Consider the following 18284-nt stretch of genomic DNA (forward strand, 5'->3'; position numbering starts at 1 on the left):
GGGTTTTTTTATCAATACTCGCTATTTCTTTTGTTCTTCTGCTTGTGCTTGCTGGTCGGATTCTAACTGGGCTTTTTTATCCAATACTTGTTCAGCAAGTAGGTTAAAACGCTCCCCTGTGGCTTTAATGCCCCAAACCAACTCAACAAACGCTCGGTTATTTAGTAGTGGTTCATCTTCAATGATAATCCAGTAGCCTTGATTGTTAATCCACAAGAAAATAAAACTGGTGTTTGGCATGAGCATATCAATGGTTGAAAAGAATGAGATGGCATGACCATGCACTGCCCAACCACGTTGCTGTTGACGTTTTAAGAAATCAAAGAAATCCGCTGCCGCCACACACAAAGTATCGGCTTCTTGTTGGGTAAAGCCCATTTTTGCCAAACAAAACCCTTCATCAGAACCAATCGCCACACGGCGAGAACCCGACAAACTTGCCGACACATAACGCAAAAAGTCATCAAGCTGTACGTGCGGTGCGATAATCGCCTTATCTACTACTTCTACCCAGCCTTCTTCAATAAACATATCTAGCCAAATTTCGCTATAACGCTCGACCCATTCGTGGGCGGTCATGGTTTGTTCTGGTGCAAGCATGGCTTGCAATGCCAGTTGTTGCTCTGATGGTTCTACTTGTGAAAAACCATGCAATACCCCTTCTGGGGTTAAAATCACATAGTTTGTCGTTGGTTCGTTGACATTTGCCATGATAATTCCTTGAAATTTTCAAAAATTTGTACGATTTTATCGTAATTTGTGTAAAATAAAAAGTAGGTTACGATAAATGGTTATAAAAAATTAACAAAAGTTTGTTTTTAACTGTTTTAGCATTACATGATGGAATAAATGAGTACGCTTACCAGTTGCGACATTTGCTCTTTCTCTCTGGCATCAACCACAATCACATTGGCAGGGATATTCATTTTTACCAGTTCATCTGTTAAGCGTTGGTGCAAGTCCCAAGGCATATTTTCTGCATGAGTTACGCCCACAATCATCGCACTGCTATGGATTAGTGGCAAAAAACTTTCCATATAATCTTTCATGTCTTGCACAGGGTCTGGGTTGGTTGCATTGATTAATAAAATTAAACCCAACGCATTTTCGCTTAAAATTTCCCACATAAAATCAAAACGTTTTTGCCCCGGTGTGCCATACAGTCGCACCTGCTCGCCTGTTGGTAGTTTCATGATACCGTAATCCATCGCCACGGTTGTGGTTTTTTTCATCATTTTGACATCATCACTGGCAAGCTCTTCTGTCGTCACCACTTCTTTATCAGATAATGAGCGAATGGCTTGTGTTTTACCTGCACCGACAGGTCCTGCAAAAATAATTTTGTACGTATCATTCGTTGTTATAGACATTATTTTATCCTAAAATTTACCAAATATATTTTTATTTATGTTGCTACATTTACGATTAAACACCCAAGCGACTTAATAAGCGTTTTAAAAATCCCGTTTTTTGTGCTTTTTGAATGCCTGTATTGTTCGTTGTATCTACTTTATTAGCGACTGTTGATGCGGTTGTTGCATTGGCACTTTGCACCAAGATATCTTTATTAATGTTATTTGACATAGCCAATAAAATCAAAATTTGGTTGACTTGTGCATTGGTCAGTTGTGGAAATAGTGTGCCAAAATCCACTAAACTTCTGGCTCTACCCAAGCAACTTGCAATCAAAGGAGTTAGGTAGTTTGGTGTAAATTTTATCCCTGCAAAATTTGGCATATAGCGAGCTTCAAATTTGAGATGGTGTGACTGTCCAAAGGCATTACGATTGACTTGCATCATCTCAAGCCCAATAAACCAGACCACTTGTGCCAGTGTGTATTGTTTTGCACCTGCGGCGAGTTGGCTTGCGGTTTTTTGCCGAAAACTGCTGGCATCCATTTGTACAAACACAATGTTTTCGTTTCGCACTCCTGCACCGACCATAAAGTTATCACTAATTCGCTCTAAGCTTGCGGTAATAATGCTTTTATCAATTGGGTTTAAATACATTTGATAATTGTTAATCGTAACGCTATTAAAATCATTCACACTTTGTAAACGTTTAATAAAATGAAAAAACTGTTGTTCATTAATTTCAGGAAATGCACGGATTAACACATCAAAAATTGCTTTAATATCGTCATTATTTGCTTTTACTGGGGAAATATTCGCCGTAGTGTTCACATCAATCACAGGCTCTTCTTTGGGTGGTTTTTGAGTTGCTACAGGTGGTTTTTGTATATTTGGTTCATATGTATTGGGCTTAAGTGGTTGTACGGTAACATTGCTTAATACTTTTTTTACTCGCTCTGTCATCTGTTGGCGATTATAAGGCACAGTCAACCACTCATACTCCACCAAAGATACAGGCACAACGCTATTTTGACGACTGACAAATAAAATTGGTTTGCCACGTGTATAAATTTCAAGATTTTTTGCAATATTTTTATCGCTTAAATCCAGACCAGCCCCTTCAAAATCAATAATAAAAACGTCATTTTTATGATGCTCTTCTGTCAATACAGGCAATGATAATGGGCTATCGTTCAAATGCCGAATAATGGTATCCACATAAATATCTTTAAAAGTCATTTCAATAAAAATTTGAATTACATTGGCATTGGTTTCTGTAAAGCCAATCAAAAGTAAATTTGCCATATAATTTTTTTCCTACTAAACTCAAAATTTACCAAAAATAAAAAATCATACCATCTGCTAATTTTTAAGCGTTTGATGTTTCGTTATTTTCGTTATCTTGTGACTCGTTGATTTTCTCATCACTTGAATCATCATTAAGATGTTGCGTATGTTGAATTTTTTCTTCAAAGGCATGGCGAGTTTGCGTCCAACCTTCATTAAACTGCCATTTATTTTTTGACAACTCCCACCAAACAATAGAAAATGCCAAACGGTCATCACACGCCAAGCAATGTTTAAAGAACTCTTGTTCAATTTGAACAATTTCTTCGCCAACCTCTTCTGGGTCATCATCAAATTCGGCCTTTAGCTCTAGCAATGCAGACACGACAATATCCGCCACCGTTCGTGAGTCATCAGGCGAAATAAACATTTGGTTTTCAAATACACCCATAGACGGCGACACCAACACACTCCAACGAGTTGCCAAATTGCTACTTTCTAACACATAGGCTTTATTAAAAATGCACTGTTCAAAGCCTTCAATCACTTTTGGGTTTAATTTTTCTTTGACTTGGGATAACATTCGTTCACCAAAATACGGCACATCATACCAACAGCCAAAAAACATATCCGCCAACGCACCTTGTAATGGTTCTTTTTCATCAAGCTCCATCGCTGTCATGATACGACTGGTGTGCAAGTCCATATTCATCGGTTGCGTCATAACTTGACGGCTGTAACGGCGATAATTTAGCCAATGTTTGTTTTGTTTTTTATGGGTATGAGAAGATAATGAAAACATGAAAATTCCTTGTTAATATCGCAAGGTTTGCTTAAAATAAATTTGCAACATTTTAACACAAATTGTACCAATACCACTAAAATTTTGTCGTAAAAAAAGCGTCATTCATGCTTGATAAATGACGCTTCAGCACTTTTTAGTTGTTTATCATTGATTAATCCAACAAAGTATCCATCAAATCAATCATAAACTCACCGTCTTCTTCGCTCATCGCTTCAAAGCCATCTGTAATGCCTAGCTCTTGCAACACTTCTTTGCCGTCATTACTATCTGTCAATGCTAGTAATGCATCAACAAATTTTTGGCTTTCAGCAAAATCTTCTTTTACCAATACCACGTGGGTGATATCACTCAAATCACTTTCAATCAACACATGAAGCTGTGATAATGTCAAACGTGACAAGCTGTGATACACTTCTGACAAGAAAAAGCCCACGTCCGCATCGCCTTTAATCACTTCACGAGCGGCTGCTTGATAAGTTTCGGTAGTGTGCCAAGACAAATCACTTTCGGTCAAATCCACCGCTTCTAACAAACGTAAACCAATTAATTTGACATCACGGTTATCCGCCATCGCAACTTTTGCACCGCTTTTCACATCTTCAAGATTTTTGTACTGACCTTCGGCTTTGGTAGCAATGACCATTTCGTCCGCTTTACCTTTTGGACGAGCAACAGCACGGTAGCCTTGTTCACGGATCATCGTTGCCGCGTCAAATGGATTGGCATAGATGATTTCAATGTTTTTGTTTGCGATTTGTTCACTTTGCTCTTGTGCTGATGCTGGCGTTTCTAGGTGAATGTGCAAATCCGCACGTTTTTGTAGCAAAGTATTGAGCATATGCCAACCTGCAAAACGCTCTGGGGCAAAGTCTGGGGCAATTAGTAGATTTAATTTCATGCCTTTTCCTCCGCTAGCATTTTTGCGTACAGTTGTTCAGTTTCTGCGATTTTTGTGCGTGATGGTTTACGACGAACTGATGTATAGCCCACAGTTTCGCCACGGCGTACGTTTGGCACAGCAGTTGCGTATACCCAATAATAACTGCCATCTTTGCACAGGTTTTTGACATAGCCATGCCATTTTTTGCCTGATTTTACGGTTTCCCAAAGGTCTTTAAACGCCCCTTTTGGCATTTCTGGGTGGCGTAATACGTGGTGTGGTTTGCCGATTAACTCTTCACGAGTATAACCACTGATATCAACAAATGCGTCATTAGCATGAGTAATCACACCGTCCAAATCCACACGAGATACGATTAATTTGCCATCTGGATAAGGTAGTTCGTTACTGGTTGCATAAACGGTACGCTCGCTACCGTCATTAAATTTTAGGCGGTATTCAGTTGATTCGCCTGCTGGTTTTTGCATATCTGGAAGTTCAATTACTGCCATGATGATTCCTTAACAAAAAGTTAAACGTTAAGTTAAACTAACTTGATTTGATAGATTAGATTAATTTTGCCAAAGCTTCTGACGCACGTTTAATATCTAAGAATACCAAGCCCAATTTTGCATTTGGTTTTGTTAAAACAGTCAAAACTGCTTCTGTACCAGATGAAGACATAATCACATAGCCTTTTTCACCTTGTACCAATACACGCTCAATCGTGCCACGAGCCAACTCACGGCCTGCACGGTCACCCAGTGATAACAAGGCAGCTGACATCGCACCAACACGGTCTTCGTCAATCCCTGCTGGCAAAGCTGATGCAATCATCAAACCGTCAGTTGAGATAAGGGCAGACGCTTCTACATCTGATGATGAGCTGTTTAAATCATTTAAGATTTGTTGAAACATTTCGGTACGCATGGCGATTTTCCTTTTTATTTAAGTTAACGATGAATTTAAAAATTTTAACGATAATTCAATTAACAAAAAAATATTTATTTACAACATTGTATCAATTTGTAATTATTATAAGCGAATTTGTAAGATTTTGACTGGTCTATTATCGGTTATTTACCAAGTTTTATCGTATTTTGTCAAAATTTATCAACATTTATTTGGTTAAAACTTGTTCATGCAGTTGTTTTAACCCTTCATTCATTGCCTGTTGCAAAATAGCAGTCAATTCATCACGGCTTTTGCCGATAGGACTAATCGGTCCAAGCGGTAAAACATAGGCTTTGGCAGGGCGATTGTCAAGCACACGTTTGACACTGTCCAAAAAGTTCATGTCGCCAAAATACGGAATTTGGTCGTCCAACTGCCCTTTTTCGTTCACATAAGCAATCACAATCGGCTGAATATTCACGCCTGTGTCAAGTGAGGCTTGTAACAATTTACCATAGATTTTTTTGATTGTCGTGCCGTCTGTGGTGGTCGCTTCTGGAAAAAACACCACAGGCGAGCCGTCTTTTAAAAAGCTCGCCATTTGGTCGCTGACACTGCCTGTATCGCCAGAACCACGATGAATAAACAAGGTATTGCCCACTTTGGCAAGCCAGCCAATCAAGGGCCATTTGGCGATTTCTGCTTTTGATAAAAAAAACGTCGGAATCACACTACCGACCACAGGAATATCCAGCCATGAGATATGGTTGCTTGTCCATAGGGCATGGGCTTGCGGAATGGGTTTGACAGGGACGACTTCCACATTGACCGATTGGCAAAATGAACGACAAAAGGTCTGAATTTGTTCAATGATATAGCTGTTTGGTGTGTCTGGCGTGTGGCTGATTTCGTAGGCTTTTTGGCTCACTTTTGCCAAAGCGGTTACTGCATTGCCCACTCGTTTGGTGCGTGCCAGTTGGGTTTTGATGGCAGATGGTGTGTAGTTTTTTGGGTTTATCAGTTGTTTTGTGGTGCTGATGGCAAGTGATTTTATTGTGCTTTGATTGGGCTGATTTTGTTGGCGATTTGCCATAAGGTTACCTTTTTTAAGTTTACAGTTGTTTTTGCTTATTATAACAAGTTATGGCTTGTTTTGGCAAAAAGTTTGGCAAAAATACACAAAGCATGATAATTTTAACAAATGTTTGTGTCAAATTGATTGCAATTTTTGCACTTAGCATTATTATAAGGGTAAGTTTTGACAAAAAAAGGACAACTATTTGGAATATTTTGACCGACATCAAGGGGGCGAAAATGCGATTTTGGTGCATTTGACGCTCACTAACATGACCGACCCAGACGATTTAGAAGAGTTTCAACTGCTAGTAGATTCGGCAGGTGCAAGCCAAAAAGCCATTGTAACAGGCACACGCAGTAAGCCTGATGCCAAATTTTTTGTCGGCACAGGCAAAGCCGAAGAAATCGCCGAATTGGTCGCAGAACACGAAGCGGATATTGTGATTTTTAATCACAGTTTAACGCCATCGCAAGAGCGAAATTTGGAAAGACTTGTCAAATGCCGAGTACTTGACCGTACAGGGCTGATTTTGGATATTTTTGCCCAACGTGCCAGAACCTATGAAGGCAAACTGCAAGTGGAACTGGCACAGCTTAACCATCTGGCAACTCGTCTGGTGCGTGGTTGGACGCATTTGGAACGGCAAAAAGGCGGTATCGGCTTGCGAGGGCCTGGCGAAACCCAGTTAGAAACTGACCGTAGACTACTCCAAATCCGTGTCAATCAGCTCAAAGCCAAACTGGACAAAGTCAAACAAACCCGCTCACAAGGGCGAGCCAAACGCCAAAAATCCGACATTCCAACTATCTCACTGGTCGGCTATACCAATGCGGGCAAATCTACTTTGTTTAACCGATTGGCAAATGAAAATATTTATGCTGCCAATCAATTATTTGCGACCCTTGACCCCACGTTACGCCGTGTTAATTGGACTGGTTTGGGGGCGGTGGTGTTGGTGGATACAGTCGGTTTTGTGCGTCATTTACCGCATGAATTGGTAGAATCGTTTCACGCCACACTTGAAGAAACTTTGGAAGCCGATTTGTTGCTACACGTCATTGACAGTAGCCGAGAAGACATGCACGAACAGATAGATGCGGTAAAAAATGTATTAAGTCAAATTAACAATGATGTGCCAGTTTTAAATGTGTTTAACAAAATTGATATCACAGGCGAACCGCCACATATCGGCTACAGCGAAGAAAATACGCCCAATCGTGTCTATGTTTCCGCCCATACTGGAGCTGGGATTGATGAGCTAACCCTTGCGGTGCAACAACTGATTGCAGGACATTTACAGTCGTATCAGTTAGTTTTGCCTGTTAATTTGGCACAAGCGGGCAAGCTGTTAAACGAACTGCACCAACTTGATGTGATTGACAGCCTAAATTATGACGACAATGGACAAACCTTAGTTACCGTCAATATCTCAAATGCAAAACTGTTACAACTATTAGGACAATACCAGATACAGCCTGAACACGTGTTATCAGACGCTAATGTCAAACGCTTAGTACCACGGCTTGAACCATTTGAAAAAGCACAAAAAGAAAAACAAATACAAGCATTTGGCTATGACCCAGATGTTTGGTTGGGTGGCGATTTTTGAGCGTTTTTACTAAACCATTTTTTGAATAAATAGGTTGTATTTTTTGCTTTTATTTTGGCAATGGCTTGATTATAATAAAACTTTTTATAGTTAAGTAATTTGACAAAATTAAATCATATTCTTATTCCCTCCCAAAGGGAGGGGAACTCCCTCCCCATTAGGGGAAGGGTTGGGATGGGGGAAATTGATAAGAATTATTTAAAACTGTCTTATTACTTATGTCAAAATCCAGCCATCAAGGAGTGATTATGCCAACCATTGCCGCGATAAAACAACGCTTTTTTCCCATGCTTGTAACCTTGCTGATGGTGATTGTCGTACGTGAAAGTTGCATGGTGTTTAACCGTGCGATTGGCTTTGAATCCGCTGGCAACATCATTGGCATGGTGGTGATGTTTATTTTGCTGATGATTTGGCGATTTAGCAAAGGTTTGCCAACGTGGCTCACCGATTCTACCAATATTTGGCTAAAAGACAGTGGCTTTGCATTTTTACCGATTACCGCAGGTGCTGGACTTTTATTGTTTAATTTGGGCGATGAATTGCTCAGCATGGTAGCGATTATGGCGATTAGCACACTCTTTCCGCTATGGGCAATCGGACATTTGGCAGAACGTTGGCTAAACGGTCGCACCCTTCGCCAAAAATCATTTTCCCAAAAAAAACAATAATTTGGAAGAAAATTCATGATTTTAAGTGCCTTAACTTCCAACTTACCACCCGAATATTTGCAAAATGTCAGTTCTGGCATGGTGATTTTTTGCGTATTGTTGCTCACATTGGTGGCTCATATCGGCTCTCGTGTGTTAAATAGCAAAATCAAAAGCGTCCCTGCCATTATTTTTGCTATGTGCTTAACTTTGTTATTATTATTTATCAGTCAATGGGGCTATCATCATTATTATCAGGTCGCACAGCCGATTTTTAGCCACTTTTTGGGCTATGTAACCGTCATGCTTGCCATTCCATTGGCATCGCTCAATTTTGACGGTATTCCGTTAAAAAAATTAAGCAAAATCATTCTGTTAGCGACTACTACAGGTGCGTTATTTCCCATGTTATTGGCGACAGGTTTAAGCCTAAACCATGACACCATTATGGCGTTTTCGGCTCGTTCCGTTACCACACCGATTGGGCTAAACATTGCAGTTTTAGTCAATGCACCGCTTGCGATGGTAAATCTGATTATTGTAGTATCTGGTCTGATGGGTGCATTTGCAGGCAAGTTTTTGTTAAAAGATGTGCAAGACGATAGAGCCAAAGGCTTGGCATTGGGACTGGTCGCTCATGCGTTTGGTACGGTGGAAGCGTGGCAAATCAGTCCTGTTGCAGGACGTTATGCCGCCTTTGGCTTGGCTATCAATGGCATTATCACCGCCATTTGGTTTCCGCTCGTGTATTTGGTTTGGCAAAATATTTAAAAAAAGTATTGTAAAATCAATGAATTATACTATTTTCCACAAAATCTGTGGATAACCTTGTGGATAACTTAAAAACTTGACAAGTTAAAGATGATAACCACAAGGCTTTGCTTAAAATTGTATATTTTTTAACCAAATTTTGGATAAAAATTTTGTTAAAAAAACCAATCAGTTAGCGTTAAACAAATTTTTTTTATGGTTTTTTTGACATTTTTTTGGCTTATTTTTTAACCATTGGTAACAATTGTTTCTACCAATTATCCAAATTTTGACAAAAAATTCGCCATTTTTGTTGATTTTGTGATATATTTAGCACAACTTAATGAGCATGTGAATTTTTAACAAAATAGGTAAACTTATGTTTGTAAAACAGACAGGCTTTTTGACTGCCAAGACTTTGCGTATGGCGATATTGGGCGTTGGTTTGTTGTCCTTATTTCCAATGGCAAATGCTGGCAATATGTATGTTTTTAAAGACAGTAAAGGTCAAGTGTTATTAACCAATGTGGTGAATAATGGTCGCCCTGCTGGGGATAATTTTCAAAAATTTACCCAAACGGTGAAAGTAACTTATTATCCTGACACCAATGTGCATAGCTATAGTAACTGGGGAAGCAATGAAGCGGCTGTCCCTGCAAGCGGTAGCAAAAATAAAAATGCGTATGATAGCTTGATTGTGGCATCAGCGTTGCGTCATGGTGTAGACCCTGCTTTGATGAAAGCGATGATGCACACCGAATCAGGCTTTAATCCCAATGCTCGCTCGCCTGTCGGCGCTCAAGGGTTAATGCAACTCATGCCTGCCACTGCTCGTCGTTTTGGTGTCACCAATGCGTGGGACCCTGCTCAAAATATTGAAGGAGCGGCAAAATATATCAAATATTTAACCAATCGTTTTAGCAATCTGCAACACGCCGTCGCAGGCTATAATGCAGGTGAAGGCAATGTGTCAAAATATGGTGGCATTCCGCCATTTCGTGAAACTCGTGATTATGTACAGCGTGTGATGAGCCGTTATAATAATCTGTATCGCAATGACCCAAATTTGCAAGCTCGCCGTTAATATTATCAAACCTTGTTAATATTTAAAAACCAGTTTTTTGACTGGTTTTTTTATGGTGAAAATTTTGATTTAAATCCAAATTTTGCAAAATTTTTACGAAAATATACAATTTTCTGCAAAAAATATCTTGTTATTTGGGCAATTTATGCTTATAAATAAGCTATCTTTTTTTATCCATCTTTTTGGGAGCGTATATGTTAAGAATTGGGTTGTTTTTATTAACCAATATTGCCGTGATGGTCGTGTTTACCATCGTGATGAATATCATTGCACCAATGCTCGGTATTCGCTTAGGCTCAGGTGGCATGGCAGGACTTATGGTCATGTGTTTTATGTATGGCATGATTGGCTCAATGATTTCGCTATTTATGTCAAAATGGATGGCAAAAAAATCCACAGGCACGCAAGTAATTGAACAACCGACAAGCCAAATGGAAGTGTGGCTTGTGGAAACCGTCCGTAAACAAGCCCAAATGGTGAACATTGATATGCCAGAAGTGGGAATTTTTGATAACCCATCGCCCAATGCGTTCGCAACAGGTTGGAACAAAAACAAAGCCTTGGTTGCTGTGTCCACAGGTCTGTTACAAACCATGAACCAAGACGAAGTAGAAGCAGTGCTTGCTCACGAAATCGGACACGTTGCCAATGGTGATATGGTAACGCTTGCATTGGTGCAAGGCGTGATGAATGCCTTTGTGATGTTTTTTGCTCGTGTGATTGGGCAAATCATCGACCGTGTCGTCTTTAAAAGTGAAAACGGCTATGGCATTGGCTACTATATGACAACGATGGTGCTAGATATTGTCTTTGGCATGGTGGCATCGGCGATTGTGATGTGGTTTTCACGTTTTCGTGAATTTCGTGCAGACGAAATGGGGGCAAAATTGGCAGGTCGTGAAAAAATGATTTCTGCGTTAAATATGTTAAAACCTGCTAGCCAACGCCCTGACCATATGCCTGAAGGAATGAAAGCGTTCGCCATCAGCGAAGGCAAGGCAGAAGGCTTTAGTTTTGCCAAACTATTTGCCAGCCACCCAAGCCTTGATGATAGAATTGAGCGTTTACAAAAACAATCGGCTTAATCATAAACTTGAACAAACAAAAAAGACAGCCATTTGACTGTCTTTTTATTTTTTACAGCTAAAAATTAACCATTCTTCGCCATTGTTTCTGCCACACGAATCACTTGCGTGCTATAACCCATTTCATTGTCATACCACAAATACATCACCGCACGGTTATCGGTAGCAAGTGTAGATTTTGCGTCCCAAATCGCCACTTTTTCACAGCCCACAAAGTCGGTAGAAACCGCTTCATCAGAATTTGAATACGCAATTTGCTCTTGCCATTGTTCGCTCTCGCTTGCCTTTTGGATAAAGGCGTTTAGCTCATCTACCGAACCAACCGATTTTTTGAAATTCAAATTCAAAATCGCAAGTGAAACGTTTGGCGTAGGCACACGGATTGAACTGCCAGAGAGCTTGCCTTTTAGCTCTGGAATGGCTTTGCTCACCGCTTTTGCCGCCCCTGTGCTGGTCATCACCATGTTTAGTGTTGCTGCTCGTCCACGTCTTTCGGCTTTGTGGTGGTTGTCCACAAGGTTTTGGTCGTTGGTAAAGGCGTGAATGGTTTCCATGTGTCCATTTTCAATGCCGTATTCATCATTTAGTAGCTTTAAGGTTGGCGTGATGGCGTTGGTGGTACAACTTGCCGCCGATACGATGGTATCCGTGCCGATGGTGTTGTCATTAACACCCCAAACGATGTTTTTAATCTCGCCACTGGCAGGGGCGGTGAGAAGCACTTTTTTAACGCCTTTTGATGCCAAGTGCTTGCCAAGTCCTGCCTCGTCTTTCCATTTGCCCGTGTTGTCAATAACGATGGCGTTGTCAATGCCGTGTGCGGTGTAGTCCACTTCGCTTGGGTCGGACGCATAAATCACCTTGATAAAACGCCCATTTGCCACAATACCGCCATTAGCTTTGTCCACCACCACAGAACCGTCAAACCAGCCGTGTACGCTGTCTCGCTCAAGTAGGCTTGCTCGCTTGTCAAGGTCGGTATCGCCAGCAGGACGCACCACGATGGCTTTTAGTTGCAAGCCCTTATCAGATGCAGGACGGCTCATTAGCAGGCGTGCCAAAATACGCCCAATACGCCCAAAACCATACAGCACCACGTCTGTCGTTGGAATGCTCTCGCCTGTGGCAAAGTCGTCTGCTTTTTTACCCGCTTTTACCGCTTGAGCCAAATCAAGGGTCAAATCCGCCACGCCCTTTTGCACCAATGCCTGTGCCAATGCTAGGCTATCCGCCACATTGACGCCATTTTGGTCGTGTTTTGCCAAAATTTGTGCCACGTTTAACGGCAAACGCTCACCAAAAAACAGCACATTGACATTATTTGCACCCAGTTGTGCCAACGCCACTAACAGATTGGTTGCATTTGATTCTTGGGTTTGACGGTTTTGAAGATGGGATTGATAGATATTTGACATAAGTTTACCTTTAGATGTGATTAAAAAATAAAAAAACATAAAAAATCGGCTAAAACTGTCAAGATTATAAAATAAAATGATAGATTTGGCAAATTTTATTTATTGTTAAAATAAGGGTATTTTTTAAATAAATAATCAAAATTTTATACAAACTCCATACCCCATCAAAAAACTGATAATTAGCCAAAACAATAGTTTGTTACTTCCCCACCAGTCCGCTTCATACTAGCCACGAAGCCAGCTGATAATATCGGGTGTAAACCAAAATCGCAGACATTCCAAAAACTCGTCCATCGTTTCAAACAACAGCCGAAATAGCAAAAAAGCCGTTATCAAACTTGTTAAAATTGCCAAAATTAAGTTCACTTTTAATTACCTTGATTTATTCAATTGAAGATTGATAAATCTTTTCTAATTTTGCCACCAATTTTAGCAATTTTTCTCGATTTTTGCCAAGTTTTATCCAAAGTGGTAAACGTGAAATCGTGCTTCCATTCCCCACAAGTCCATGACGCTCTCGCAAATCCGCCTGCAAAAATCGTTTTAATTCAAGCAAATTGGACATTTCACCAACGCAGGAAAGGTATAGTGTGACCAATGTGAGAACCATCGTCAAGATAACGAAACTGTTGTTTTTCTTGTATCATACTAAAAATCACCGATTAACCGAATACCAGCCACGCCAACTGCTCCATATTGCCAAGCCGTTGCCAAATCATCTTGCCCCACGCCACCCAATGCAAACACAGGCACATCACTCAATTTTGTCAATTCGGCAAACCTCTGCCAGCCCAACGTTTTAACATCGGGGTGTGTCGGTGTTGGCAACACAGGCGACACAAAACAGCCCAACACATTGCGAATTTTTGCCAAATCATTAATTTTGCTTAGGCTATTTTTATCATGACAACTGGCAAAATATTGACAATTTTTTGGCAAATCTGCAAAATCCAACGTCATTAACTGCTCATGATTCAGATGAATAATCATATTTTTGAACACCAAATTTAACACCAAAAAAGTTTGACATTGAATTAACGGCGTAATATCTTGTCGCTGTTTTTGCAATTCATCAATCAATTGAATGGCTTTTTTATTTTCGGTTTGGGAACGGCTATAAAAATGGGCGTTTGTTGGTAGATTTTTGGCATAAAAATTCACCCAGTCGTTGTCATTGGCAAATTTGTCCAAACTTTGCGAAATAAAAATCGTATTTGGCAAAGTTAGCCAATCCAAAATCCGTGCATTTGCGTCTGGTAATGGATATTTATTGGCTAATAAATCCGCCTTATCCACCCAAATTATCGTTTGCCCTTCACTGCCCTGCTCGCTTTGCAGACTTTCAAATTGCTCTTGGCTCACGTCAATGTTAAAAATATGCAATGCCACCGCTTTATCTCCATAATCATGACGAATTACACCCATTTTAACAAGACAATTGTTTGACAAATCACAGCCGATTTCTTCTGCTACCTCTCGGGTTAAGCCTTGTTTTGGCGTTTCGCCATGCTCAATTTTACCACCGATAAACTCATAACGATTGCCTTGATGTTGATTGGCATTGCGATAACCAAGCAAATATTGATTTTGATAATAAATCACCGCCACCGCCACATGAATGATTTTTTGCATTATTTTTTTCTCTTTTTAACAAAATTTTTATAGAATTAAACCATTGATTTTACAATCTTTTTTAAATTTTTTATCTCATGTTTAAAAAAATCACTTGACGAAATTTAAAATTTAAATGATAATCATTATCAACAAGAGTAAAGATTGCAAAAAAAACATCAAACCAACTTTATTCTTGTTATTTTTAAATTTAAAATCAAATTTTATTAAACAAACGCATCAGCGAAAAGCCAAGCAAGGAGTTTAAAATGTACCACTTACTAAACCGTGTTATCCCACAAAGCCAAGCCCTACCAACATTGCAATCTAATCATCTGTTTGCCTTGACCAAAGAAATCCGTATTCAACACGAAGGCGAAGAGTACCGTTTGCGTTTAACTCGCAATAATCGTTTGATTTTAACCAAATAATTATTTAGTTTTTTAAAAAAACTTAAAAAGCCAAGTGATTGTTTTACTTGGCTTTTTTGATTTAAGCAATAAATTTAAAAAAATGCTCTTTATAATGACGCAATTCTCGGATTGAATCACGAATGTCGTCCAACGCCAAATGACTGCCCTTTTTTTCAAAACTGTCTAAAATATCTGGTCGCCAGCGAAATGCCAACTCTTTGACGGTGGATACGTCAAGATTTCGGTAATGAAAAAATCGCTCAAGCTCTGGCATTTGGCGAGCCATAAATCGGCGGTCTTGGCAGATGGAATTGCCACACATGGGCGAGCGTCCTTTTTCAACATATTTTGATAAAAATGCGATGGTTTCGCTTTCGGCTTGTGCCAATGTGATGGTGCTACGGCGGATTCTGTCCACCAGTCCTGATTGGTTGTGCTGGCGTGTGTTCCACTCGTCCATGGCGTTTAGCACCACATCTGGCGTGTGAATGGCAAATACAGGACCTTCTGCCAAAATGTTCAATTCACTGTCGGTAACGATGGTTGCGATTTCAATGATGGTGTCGTTCATGGTGTCAAGCCCTGTCATCTCAAGGTCTACCCAAATCAGATTTTTTTTATCAATTGCCATAATATTTCTCAATATCCAATTAAAAGTTTTAAAGTTTTTACGAAATAAATTACCATATTAACAGATTTTCAAGGTAAAATAAGCGTTTATTTTTATTTTTTTCAAATTATTATGGCATTAATCCGCAAACGCAAACTCACCGACCAACAAACTCGCCGAATTATCAAACAACAAAAACAACAACAAGCCGTTGAACTAGACGACTTGATGGACGGCGTGGTGATTGCCAACTATGGCAAACAGCTTGAAGTACAGGCGACATCACTACCCAACATTATTCCAGAACGCCCCACGCCAAAGGATAACGAGCCAGAACCGTTTTGGCAAGCGATAGAACTGCATAGCGTTTGGCGGTGTCATACTCGCACCAATCTGTCGCTGATTGCCACAGGTGATAAGGTACGATTTAGTGCCGACCCAAACACAGGGCTTGGTCGGATTGAAGCGATTTATGACCGCAAAAATGTGATTTTTCGTCCTGACCGTTATCACAAACTCAAACCGATTGCCAGTAACGTGGATATTTTGGCGATTGTGTTCGCCCCTTTGCCGTTGCCGTCTGCACAGCTCATTGACCGTTATTTGGTGGCGTGTCATACTGCCAATATTAAGCCATTGTTAATTTTAAATAAAGCAGATTTGTTAAATAATGATAACAATGCTGATAGTCAAAATTCATCGGATACTGCTTTGCAATTGTTAAAAGATTATCAAAAATTGGGCTATGATGGCTTGATTACCCAATCTGATGGCGATTTGGTCGAATTAAAAAATGTGATTGATAAAAAAACGGTGATTTTTGCAGGGCAGTCGGGCGTTGGTAAAAGTAGCTTGGTTAATCAGTTATTGCCAAATGTGACACAGTTGATAAACGAAATTTCGGTCATTTCACAGTTAGGGCAACATACTACGACTACAAGTCGTTTTTTGCCATTTGTTAGCACCGATTTGGCTCAAGGGGCGATTATTGATACGCCTGGTATTCGTGAATATAGGCTTTGGCATTTGCAGGCTGATGATATTTTAAGTGGTTTTGTGGAGCTTGCTCCGCTTACGGGTGAGTGTCGTTTTCGGGACTGTAAACATACGCAAAATACGCCAAATTGTGCGATGTGGCAGGCGGTTGAGCGTGGTGATGTGTTGGCTCGCCGTGTGGAAAATTTGGTGTTATTAATCGAAGAAACCAAACAAGATTTTGGGTAAAAAAAGGCGTAAATTAATCACGCCTTTTTTGTTATATTGATAAATTTACATAATATTATTCATCAACATAAGTTAGCCAATGGGCGCATTTTTCATTGCGACCTTCCACAACATCAAAGAATAATTTTTGAATTTTGGTGGTAATCTCACCCCTTGCCCCACAACCAATCACATGGTCATCATACTCACGAATCGGCGTAACTTCGGCGGCTGTACCTGTCATAAAGATTTCATCAGCGATATAGAACTCATCACGAGTGATACGGCGTTCATGCACTTTGATACCCAAATCTTTGGCAAACTCAATAATGGTACGGCGTGTGATACCGTCTAACGCACCGCCTGATAAATCTGGTGTGTGCAATTCGCCATCTTTTACCAAAAATAGATTTTCGCCAGAGCCTTGACACACATAGCCTTGTGGGTCCATCAAAATCGCTTCGTCATAGCCGTTGCGAGTAACTTCTTGGTTTGACATGATAGACACAGGATAATTACTCACCGCTTTGGCTTTACACATGGTAACGTTCGGCATATGGTGGGTAAAGCTAGACGTTTTGACACGTATACCTTTTGCCATGCCTTCTTCACCAAGATACGCACCCCAAGTCCATGCAGCGACAATGGCGTGAATGGTGTTGTCTTTGGCGGCGATACCCAATTTTTCTGAACCGACCCAAATTAACGGACGAATGTAAGCTGATTCTAGGTTGTTTTGGCGAACGATGTCTTTGTGGGCTTGGTTCAATTCTTCAAAAGTATAAGGCACGTTTAAATGAAAAATTTTTGCTGAGTTTAACAAACGTTTGGTATGGTCGTCTAAGCGAAAAATGGCGGTGCGTCCGTCATGGGTTTTATAGGCACGCACGCCTTCAAATACACCCATGCCGTAGTGTAGCGTGTGCGTTAAAACGTGGATTTTGGCATCACGCCAGTCTACGATTTCGCCATCTTTCCAAATGACACCGTCTCGGTCTGCCATACTTGGGATAATTGCCATATGATTGTTCCTTATTGCTATGTAGCAAGTTTATATTAAACTAAAAATTTTCTATTTGCGATTTTATCAAAATAAAAGTTTTGAATAAAGAGAATATTATCAAATTTTAGCCGTTTCATGTGAAAAAATTTTCGCCCCAACTTAATTTTTGGGAATATAAAATCACCATTATTATGCACATAATAGTTTTTACCATAAAATTTTGACAGCATAATTTTTAAATTGGTTATCTTTGCTAATCAATCATAATATTTCTTTCATTAATCTTTTTCCAAACTACTCAAAAAATCATGGTGTATGTCATTAGCAATATTTAACACGATATGCATTCCTTCTATCTATATAGCTACCATCACGATTACAGTTATTGGCAGAATTTATAAATACATTGTGAATTTCATCATTCAAATAGCAAACCAATTTCTTAGCCACATCATATATAAAATGGTCTAAATCCATGCTACCATTATTTTGTAGATTTTCTTTACAACCAGTCGCTAGAGCAATTTCTTTAAAATCTTGTTTACTCATTTAAC

General features: G+C 39.8%; 22 protein-coding genes. 7 read left to right on the forward strand and 15 right to left on the reverse strand.

Annotated features, from left to right (window positions below; genetic code table 11):
* Positions 1-21: 21 nt before the first annotated feature.
* The 8 genes from ACGTJS_RS12305 to ACGTJS_RS12340 all read right to left on the reverse strand — a co-directional run bounded on the left by ACGTJS_RS12305 (position 22) and on the right by ACGTJS_RS12340 (position 6312).
* Complete coding sequence (locus tag ACGTJS_RS12305) at positions 22-711, reverse strand: hypothetical protein (RefSeq protein WP_410472289.1); 690 nt, start codon at positions 709-711, stop codon at positions 22-24.
* 122 nt (positions 712-833) lie between these two features.
* Positions 834-1370, reverse strand: a complete 537-nt coding sequence (locus ACGTJS_RS12310; RefSeq protein ID WP_315043200.1) for a GTP-binding protein — start codon at positions 1368-1370, stop codon at positions 834-836.
* Positions 1371-1425: 55 nt separating this feature from the next.
* Entirely contained in the window at positions 1426-2658 is a 1233-nt protein-coding gene (locus ACGTJS_RS12315) for a hypothetical protein (RefSeq protein ID WP_410472290.1), read from the reverse strand.
* 64 nt (positions 2659-2722) lie between these two features.
* Positions 2723-3442, reverse strand: coding sequence for a hypothetical protein (locus ACGTJS_RS12320; protein WP_410472291.1), 720 nt, complete (start codon positions 3440-3442; stop codon positions 2723-2725).
* A 154-nt stretch (positions 3443-3596) separates the two neighbouring features.
* Positions 3597-4343 (reverse strand): PhnD/SsuA/transferrin family substrate-binding protein, encoded by a 747-nt coding sequence (locus ACGTJS_RS12325; protein ID WP_315043204.1) that lies wholly within the window; start codon positions 4341-4343, stop codon positions 3597-3599.
* Entirely contained in the window at positions 4340-4837 is a 498-nt protein-coding gene (locus ACGTJS_RS12330) for a PAS domain-containing protein (RefSeq protein ID WP_410472292.1), read from the reverse strand. Before ACGTJS_RS12330 ends, ACGTJS_RS12325 begins: the two co-directional genes overlap by 4 nt.
* Positions 4838-4892: 55 nt before the next feature.
* The gene (locus tag ACGTJS_RS12335) at positions 4893-5255 is read right to left on the reverse strand and encodes a roadblock/LC7 domain-containing protein (protein WP_315043206.1); all 363 of its coding nucleotides are present in this window, start codon (positions 5253-5255) and stop codon (positions 4893-4895) included.
* Positions 5256-5445: 190 nt separating this feature from the next.
* Positions 5446-6312, reverse strand: a complete 867-nt coding sequence (locus ACGTJS_RS12340) for a lysophospholipid acyltransferase family protein (RefSeq protein ID WP_315043207.1) — start codon at positions 6310-6312, stop codon at positions 5446-5448.
* 187 nt (positions 6313-6499) lie between these two features.
* Here ACGTJS_RS12340 and hflX point away from each other — a divergent pair, with 187 nt between their 5' ends.
* The 5 genes from hflX to htpX all read left to right on the forward strand — a co-directional run bounded on the left by hflX (position 6500) and on the right by htpX (position 11475).
* On the forward strand, positions 6500-7906 hold the full coding sequence (gene hflX, locus ACGTJS_RS12345; RefSeq protein ID WP_410472293.1) for a ribosome rescue GTPase HflX: 1407 nt from the start codon (positions 6500-6502) through the stop codon (positions 7904-7906).
* 248 nt (positions 7907-8154) lie between these two features.
* On the forward strand, positions 8155-8577 hold the full coding sequence (locus tag ACGTJS_RS12350; protein WP_410472294.1) for a CidA/LrgA family protein: 423 nt from the start codon (positions 8155-8157) through the stop codon (positions 8575-8577).
* 78 nt (positions 8578-8655) lie between these two features.
* Positions 8656-9327 (forward strand): LrgB family protein, encoded by a 672-nt coding sequence (locus ACGTJS_RS12355; RefSeq protein WP_410473275.1) that lies wholly within the window; start codon positions 8656-8658, stop codon positions 9325-9327.
* Between the two features lie 403 nt (positions 9328-9730).
* Positions 9731-10390 carry a lytic transglycosylase domain-containing protein gene (locus ACGTJS_RS12360; RefSeq protein WP_410473276.1) on the forward strand — a complete coding sequence of 220 codons (660 nt, stop codon included), beginning with the start codon at positions 9731-9733 and terminating at the stop codon, positions 10388-10390.
* A 194-nt stretch (positions 10391-10584) separates the two neighbouring features.
* Complete coding sequence (htpX, locus tag ACGTJS_RS12365) at positions 10585-11475, forward strand: protease HtpX (RefSeq protein ID WP_315043210.1); 891 nt, start codon at positions 10585-10587, stop codon at positions 11473-11475.
* A 65-nt stretch (positions 11476-11540) separates the two neighbouring features.
* On the opposite strand, the gene ACGTJS_RS12370 is transcribed toward htpX, so the two are convergent.
* The 4 genes from ACGTJS_RS12370 to ACGTJS_RS12385 form a co-directional block, all read right to left on the reverse strand.
* Positions 11541-12890: a glyceraldehyde-3-phosphate dehydrogenase gene (locus tag ACGTJS_RS12370; RefSeq protein ID WP_410472295.1), complete on the reverse strand. Its 1350-nt coding sequence runs from the start codon at positions 12888-12890 to the stop codon at positions 11541-11543.
* 225 nt (positions 12891-13115) lie between these two features.
* Entirely contained in the window at positions 13116-13256 is a 141-nt protein-coding gene (locus ACGTJS_RS12375; RefSeq protein WP_410472296.1) for a hypothetical protein, read from the reverse strand.
* A 16-nt stretch (positions 13257-13272) separates the two neighbouring features.
* Entirely contained in the window at positions 13273-13455 is a 183-nt protein-coding gene (locus ACGTJS_RS12380; protein ID WP_410472297.1) for a hypothetical protein, read from the reverse strand.
* An 83-nt stretch (positions 13456-13538) separates the two neighbouring features.
* Positions 13539-14522, reverse strand: coding sequence for an NUDIX domain-containing protein (locus ACGTJS_RS12385; protein WP_410472298.1), 984 nt, complete (start codon positions 14520-14522; stop codon positions 13539-13541).
* A gap of 248 nt (positions 14523-14770) precedes the next feature.
* Between ACGTJS_RS12385 and hemP the strand changes: the two genes are divergently transcribed.
* On the forward strand, positions 14771-14932 hold the full coding sequence (gene hemP / locus ACGTJS_RS12390) for a hemin uptake protein HemP (RefSeq protein ID WP_410472299.1): 162 nt from the start codon (positions 14771-14773) through the stop codon (positions 14930-14932).
* Between the two features lie 61 nt (positions 14933-14993).
* On the opposite strand, the gene orn is transcribed toward hemP, so the two are convergent.
* Entirely contained in the window at positions 14994-15545 is a 552-nt protein-coding gene (orn, locus tag ACGTJS_RS12395) for an oligoribonuclease (protein ID WP_410472300.1), read from the reverse strand.
* Between the two features lie 111 nt (positions 15546-15656).
* On the opposite strand from orn, the gene rsgA reads away from it, so the two are divergent.
* A complete protein-coding gene (gene rsgA, locus ACGTJS_RS12400; protein WP_410472301.1) occupies positions 15657-16748 on the forward strand; it encodes a ribosome small subunit-dependent GTPase A in 1092 nt (363 codons plus the stop codon).
* Positions 16749-16803: 55 nt separating this feature from the next.
* Here the strand turns inward: rsgA and ACGTJS_RS12405 are convergent, their stop codons facing one another.
* Both ACGTJS_RS12405 and ACGTJS_RS12410 read right to left on the reverse strand, forming a co-directional pair.
* Positions 16804-17748: a branched-chain amino acid transaminase gene (locus ACGTJS_RS12405; protein ID WP_410472302.1), complete on the reverse strand. Its 945-nt coding sequence runs from the start codon at positions 17746-17748 to the stop codon at positions 16804-16806.
* Between the two features lie 303 nt (positions 17749-18051).
* On the reverse strand, positions 18052-18279 hold the full coding sequence (locus ACGTJS_RS12410) for a hypothetical protein (protein ID WP_315043190.1): 228 nt from the start codon (positions 18277-18279) through the stop codon (positions 18052-18054).
* Positions 18280-18284 lie beyond the last annotated feature (5 nt).

The organism is Faucicola mancuniensis (assembly GCF_046523945.1).
Lineage (GTDB): Bacteria > Pseudomonadota > Gammaproteobacteria > Pseudomonadales > Moraxellaceae > Faucicola > Faucicola mancuniensis.

Bases quoted from the DNA above. Each gene is read 5' to 3' on its own strand.
- ACGTJS_RS12320 (WP_410472291.1), bottom strand. From the start codon at position 3,442: ATGTTTTCATTATCTTCTCATACCCATAAAAAACAAAACAAACATTGG.
- hemP (WP_410472299.1), top strand. From the start codon at position 14,771: ATGTACCACTTACTAAACCGTGTTATCCCACAAAGCCAAGCCCTACCA.
- ACGTJS_RS12370 (WP_410472295.1), bottom strand. From the start codon at position 12,890: ATGTCAAATATCTATCAATCCCATCTTCAAAACCGTCAAACCCAAGAA.
- ACGTJS_RS12330 (WP_410472292.1), bottom strand. From the start codon at position 4,837: ATGGCAGTAATTGAACTTCCAGATATGCAAAAACCAGCAGGCGAATCA.
- ACGTJS_RS12385 (WP_410472298.1), bottom strand. From the start codon at position 14,522: ATGCAAAAAATCATTCATGTGGCGGTGGCGGTGATTTATTATCAAAAT.
- ACGTJS_RS12355 (WP_410473275.1), top strand. From the start codon at position 8,656: ATGGTGATTTTTTGCGTATTGTTGCTCACATTGGTGGCTCATATCGGC.
- ACGTJS_RS12360 (WP_410473276.1), top strand. From the start codon at position 9,731: ATGGCGATATTGGGCGTTGGTTTGTTGTCCTTATTTCCAATGGCAAAT.
- ACGTJS_RS12315 (WP_410472290.1), bottom strand. From the start codon at position 2,658: ATGGCAAATTTACTTTTGATTGGCTTTACAGAAACCAATGCCAATGTA.
- ACGTJS_RS12405 (WP_410472302.1), bottom strand. From the start codon at position 17,748: ATGGCAATTATCCCAAGTATGGCAGACCGAGACGGTGTCATTTGGAAA.
- ACGTJS_RS12380 (WP_410472297.1), bottom strand. From the start codon at position 13,455: ATGTCCAATTTGCTTGAATTAAAACGATTTTTGCAGGCGGATTTGCGA.
- ACGTJS_RS12340 (WP_315043207.1), bottom strand. From the start codon at position 6,312: ATGGCAAATCGCCAACAAAATCAGCCCAATCAAAGCACAATAAAATCA.
- ACGTJS_RS12410 (WP_315043190.1), bottom strand. From the start codon at position 18,279: ATGAGTAAACAAGATTTTAAAGAAATTGCTCTAGCGACTGGTTGTAAA.
- orn (WP_410472300.1), bottom strand. From the start codon at position 15,545: ATGGCAATTGATAAAAAAAATCTGATTTGGGTAGACCTTGAGATGACA.
- htpX (WP_315043210.1), top strand. From the start codon at position 10,585: ATGTTAAGAATTGGGTTGTTTTTATTAACCAATATTGCCGTGATGGTC.
- rsgA (WP_410472301.1), top strand. From the start codon at position 15,657: ATGGCATTAATCCGCAAACGCAAACTCACCGACCAACAAACTCGCCGA.
- ACGTJS_RS12325 (WP_315043204.1), bottom strand. From the start codon at position 4,343: ATGAAATTAAATCTACTAATTGCCCCAGACTTTGCCCCAGAGCGTTTT.
- ACGTJS_RS12335 (WP_315043206.1), bottom strand. From the start codon at position 5,255: ATGCGTACCGAAATGTTTCAACAAATCTTAAATGATTTAAACAGCTCA.
- ACGTJS_RS12305 (WP_410472289.1), bottom strand. From the start codon at position 711: ATGGCAAATGTCAACGAACCAACGACAAACTATGTGATTTTAACCCCA.
- ACGTJS_RS12310 (WP_315043200.1), bottom strand. From the start codon at position 1,370: ATGTCTATAACAACGAATGATACGTACAAAATTATTTTTGCAGGACCT.
- ACGTJS_RS12350 (WP_410472294.1), top strand. From the start codon at position 8,155: ATGCCAACCATTGCCGCGATAAAACAACGCTTTTTTCCCATGCTTGTA.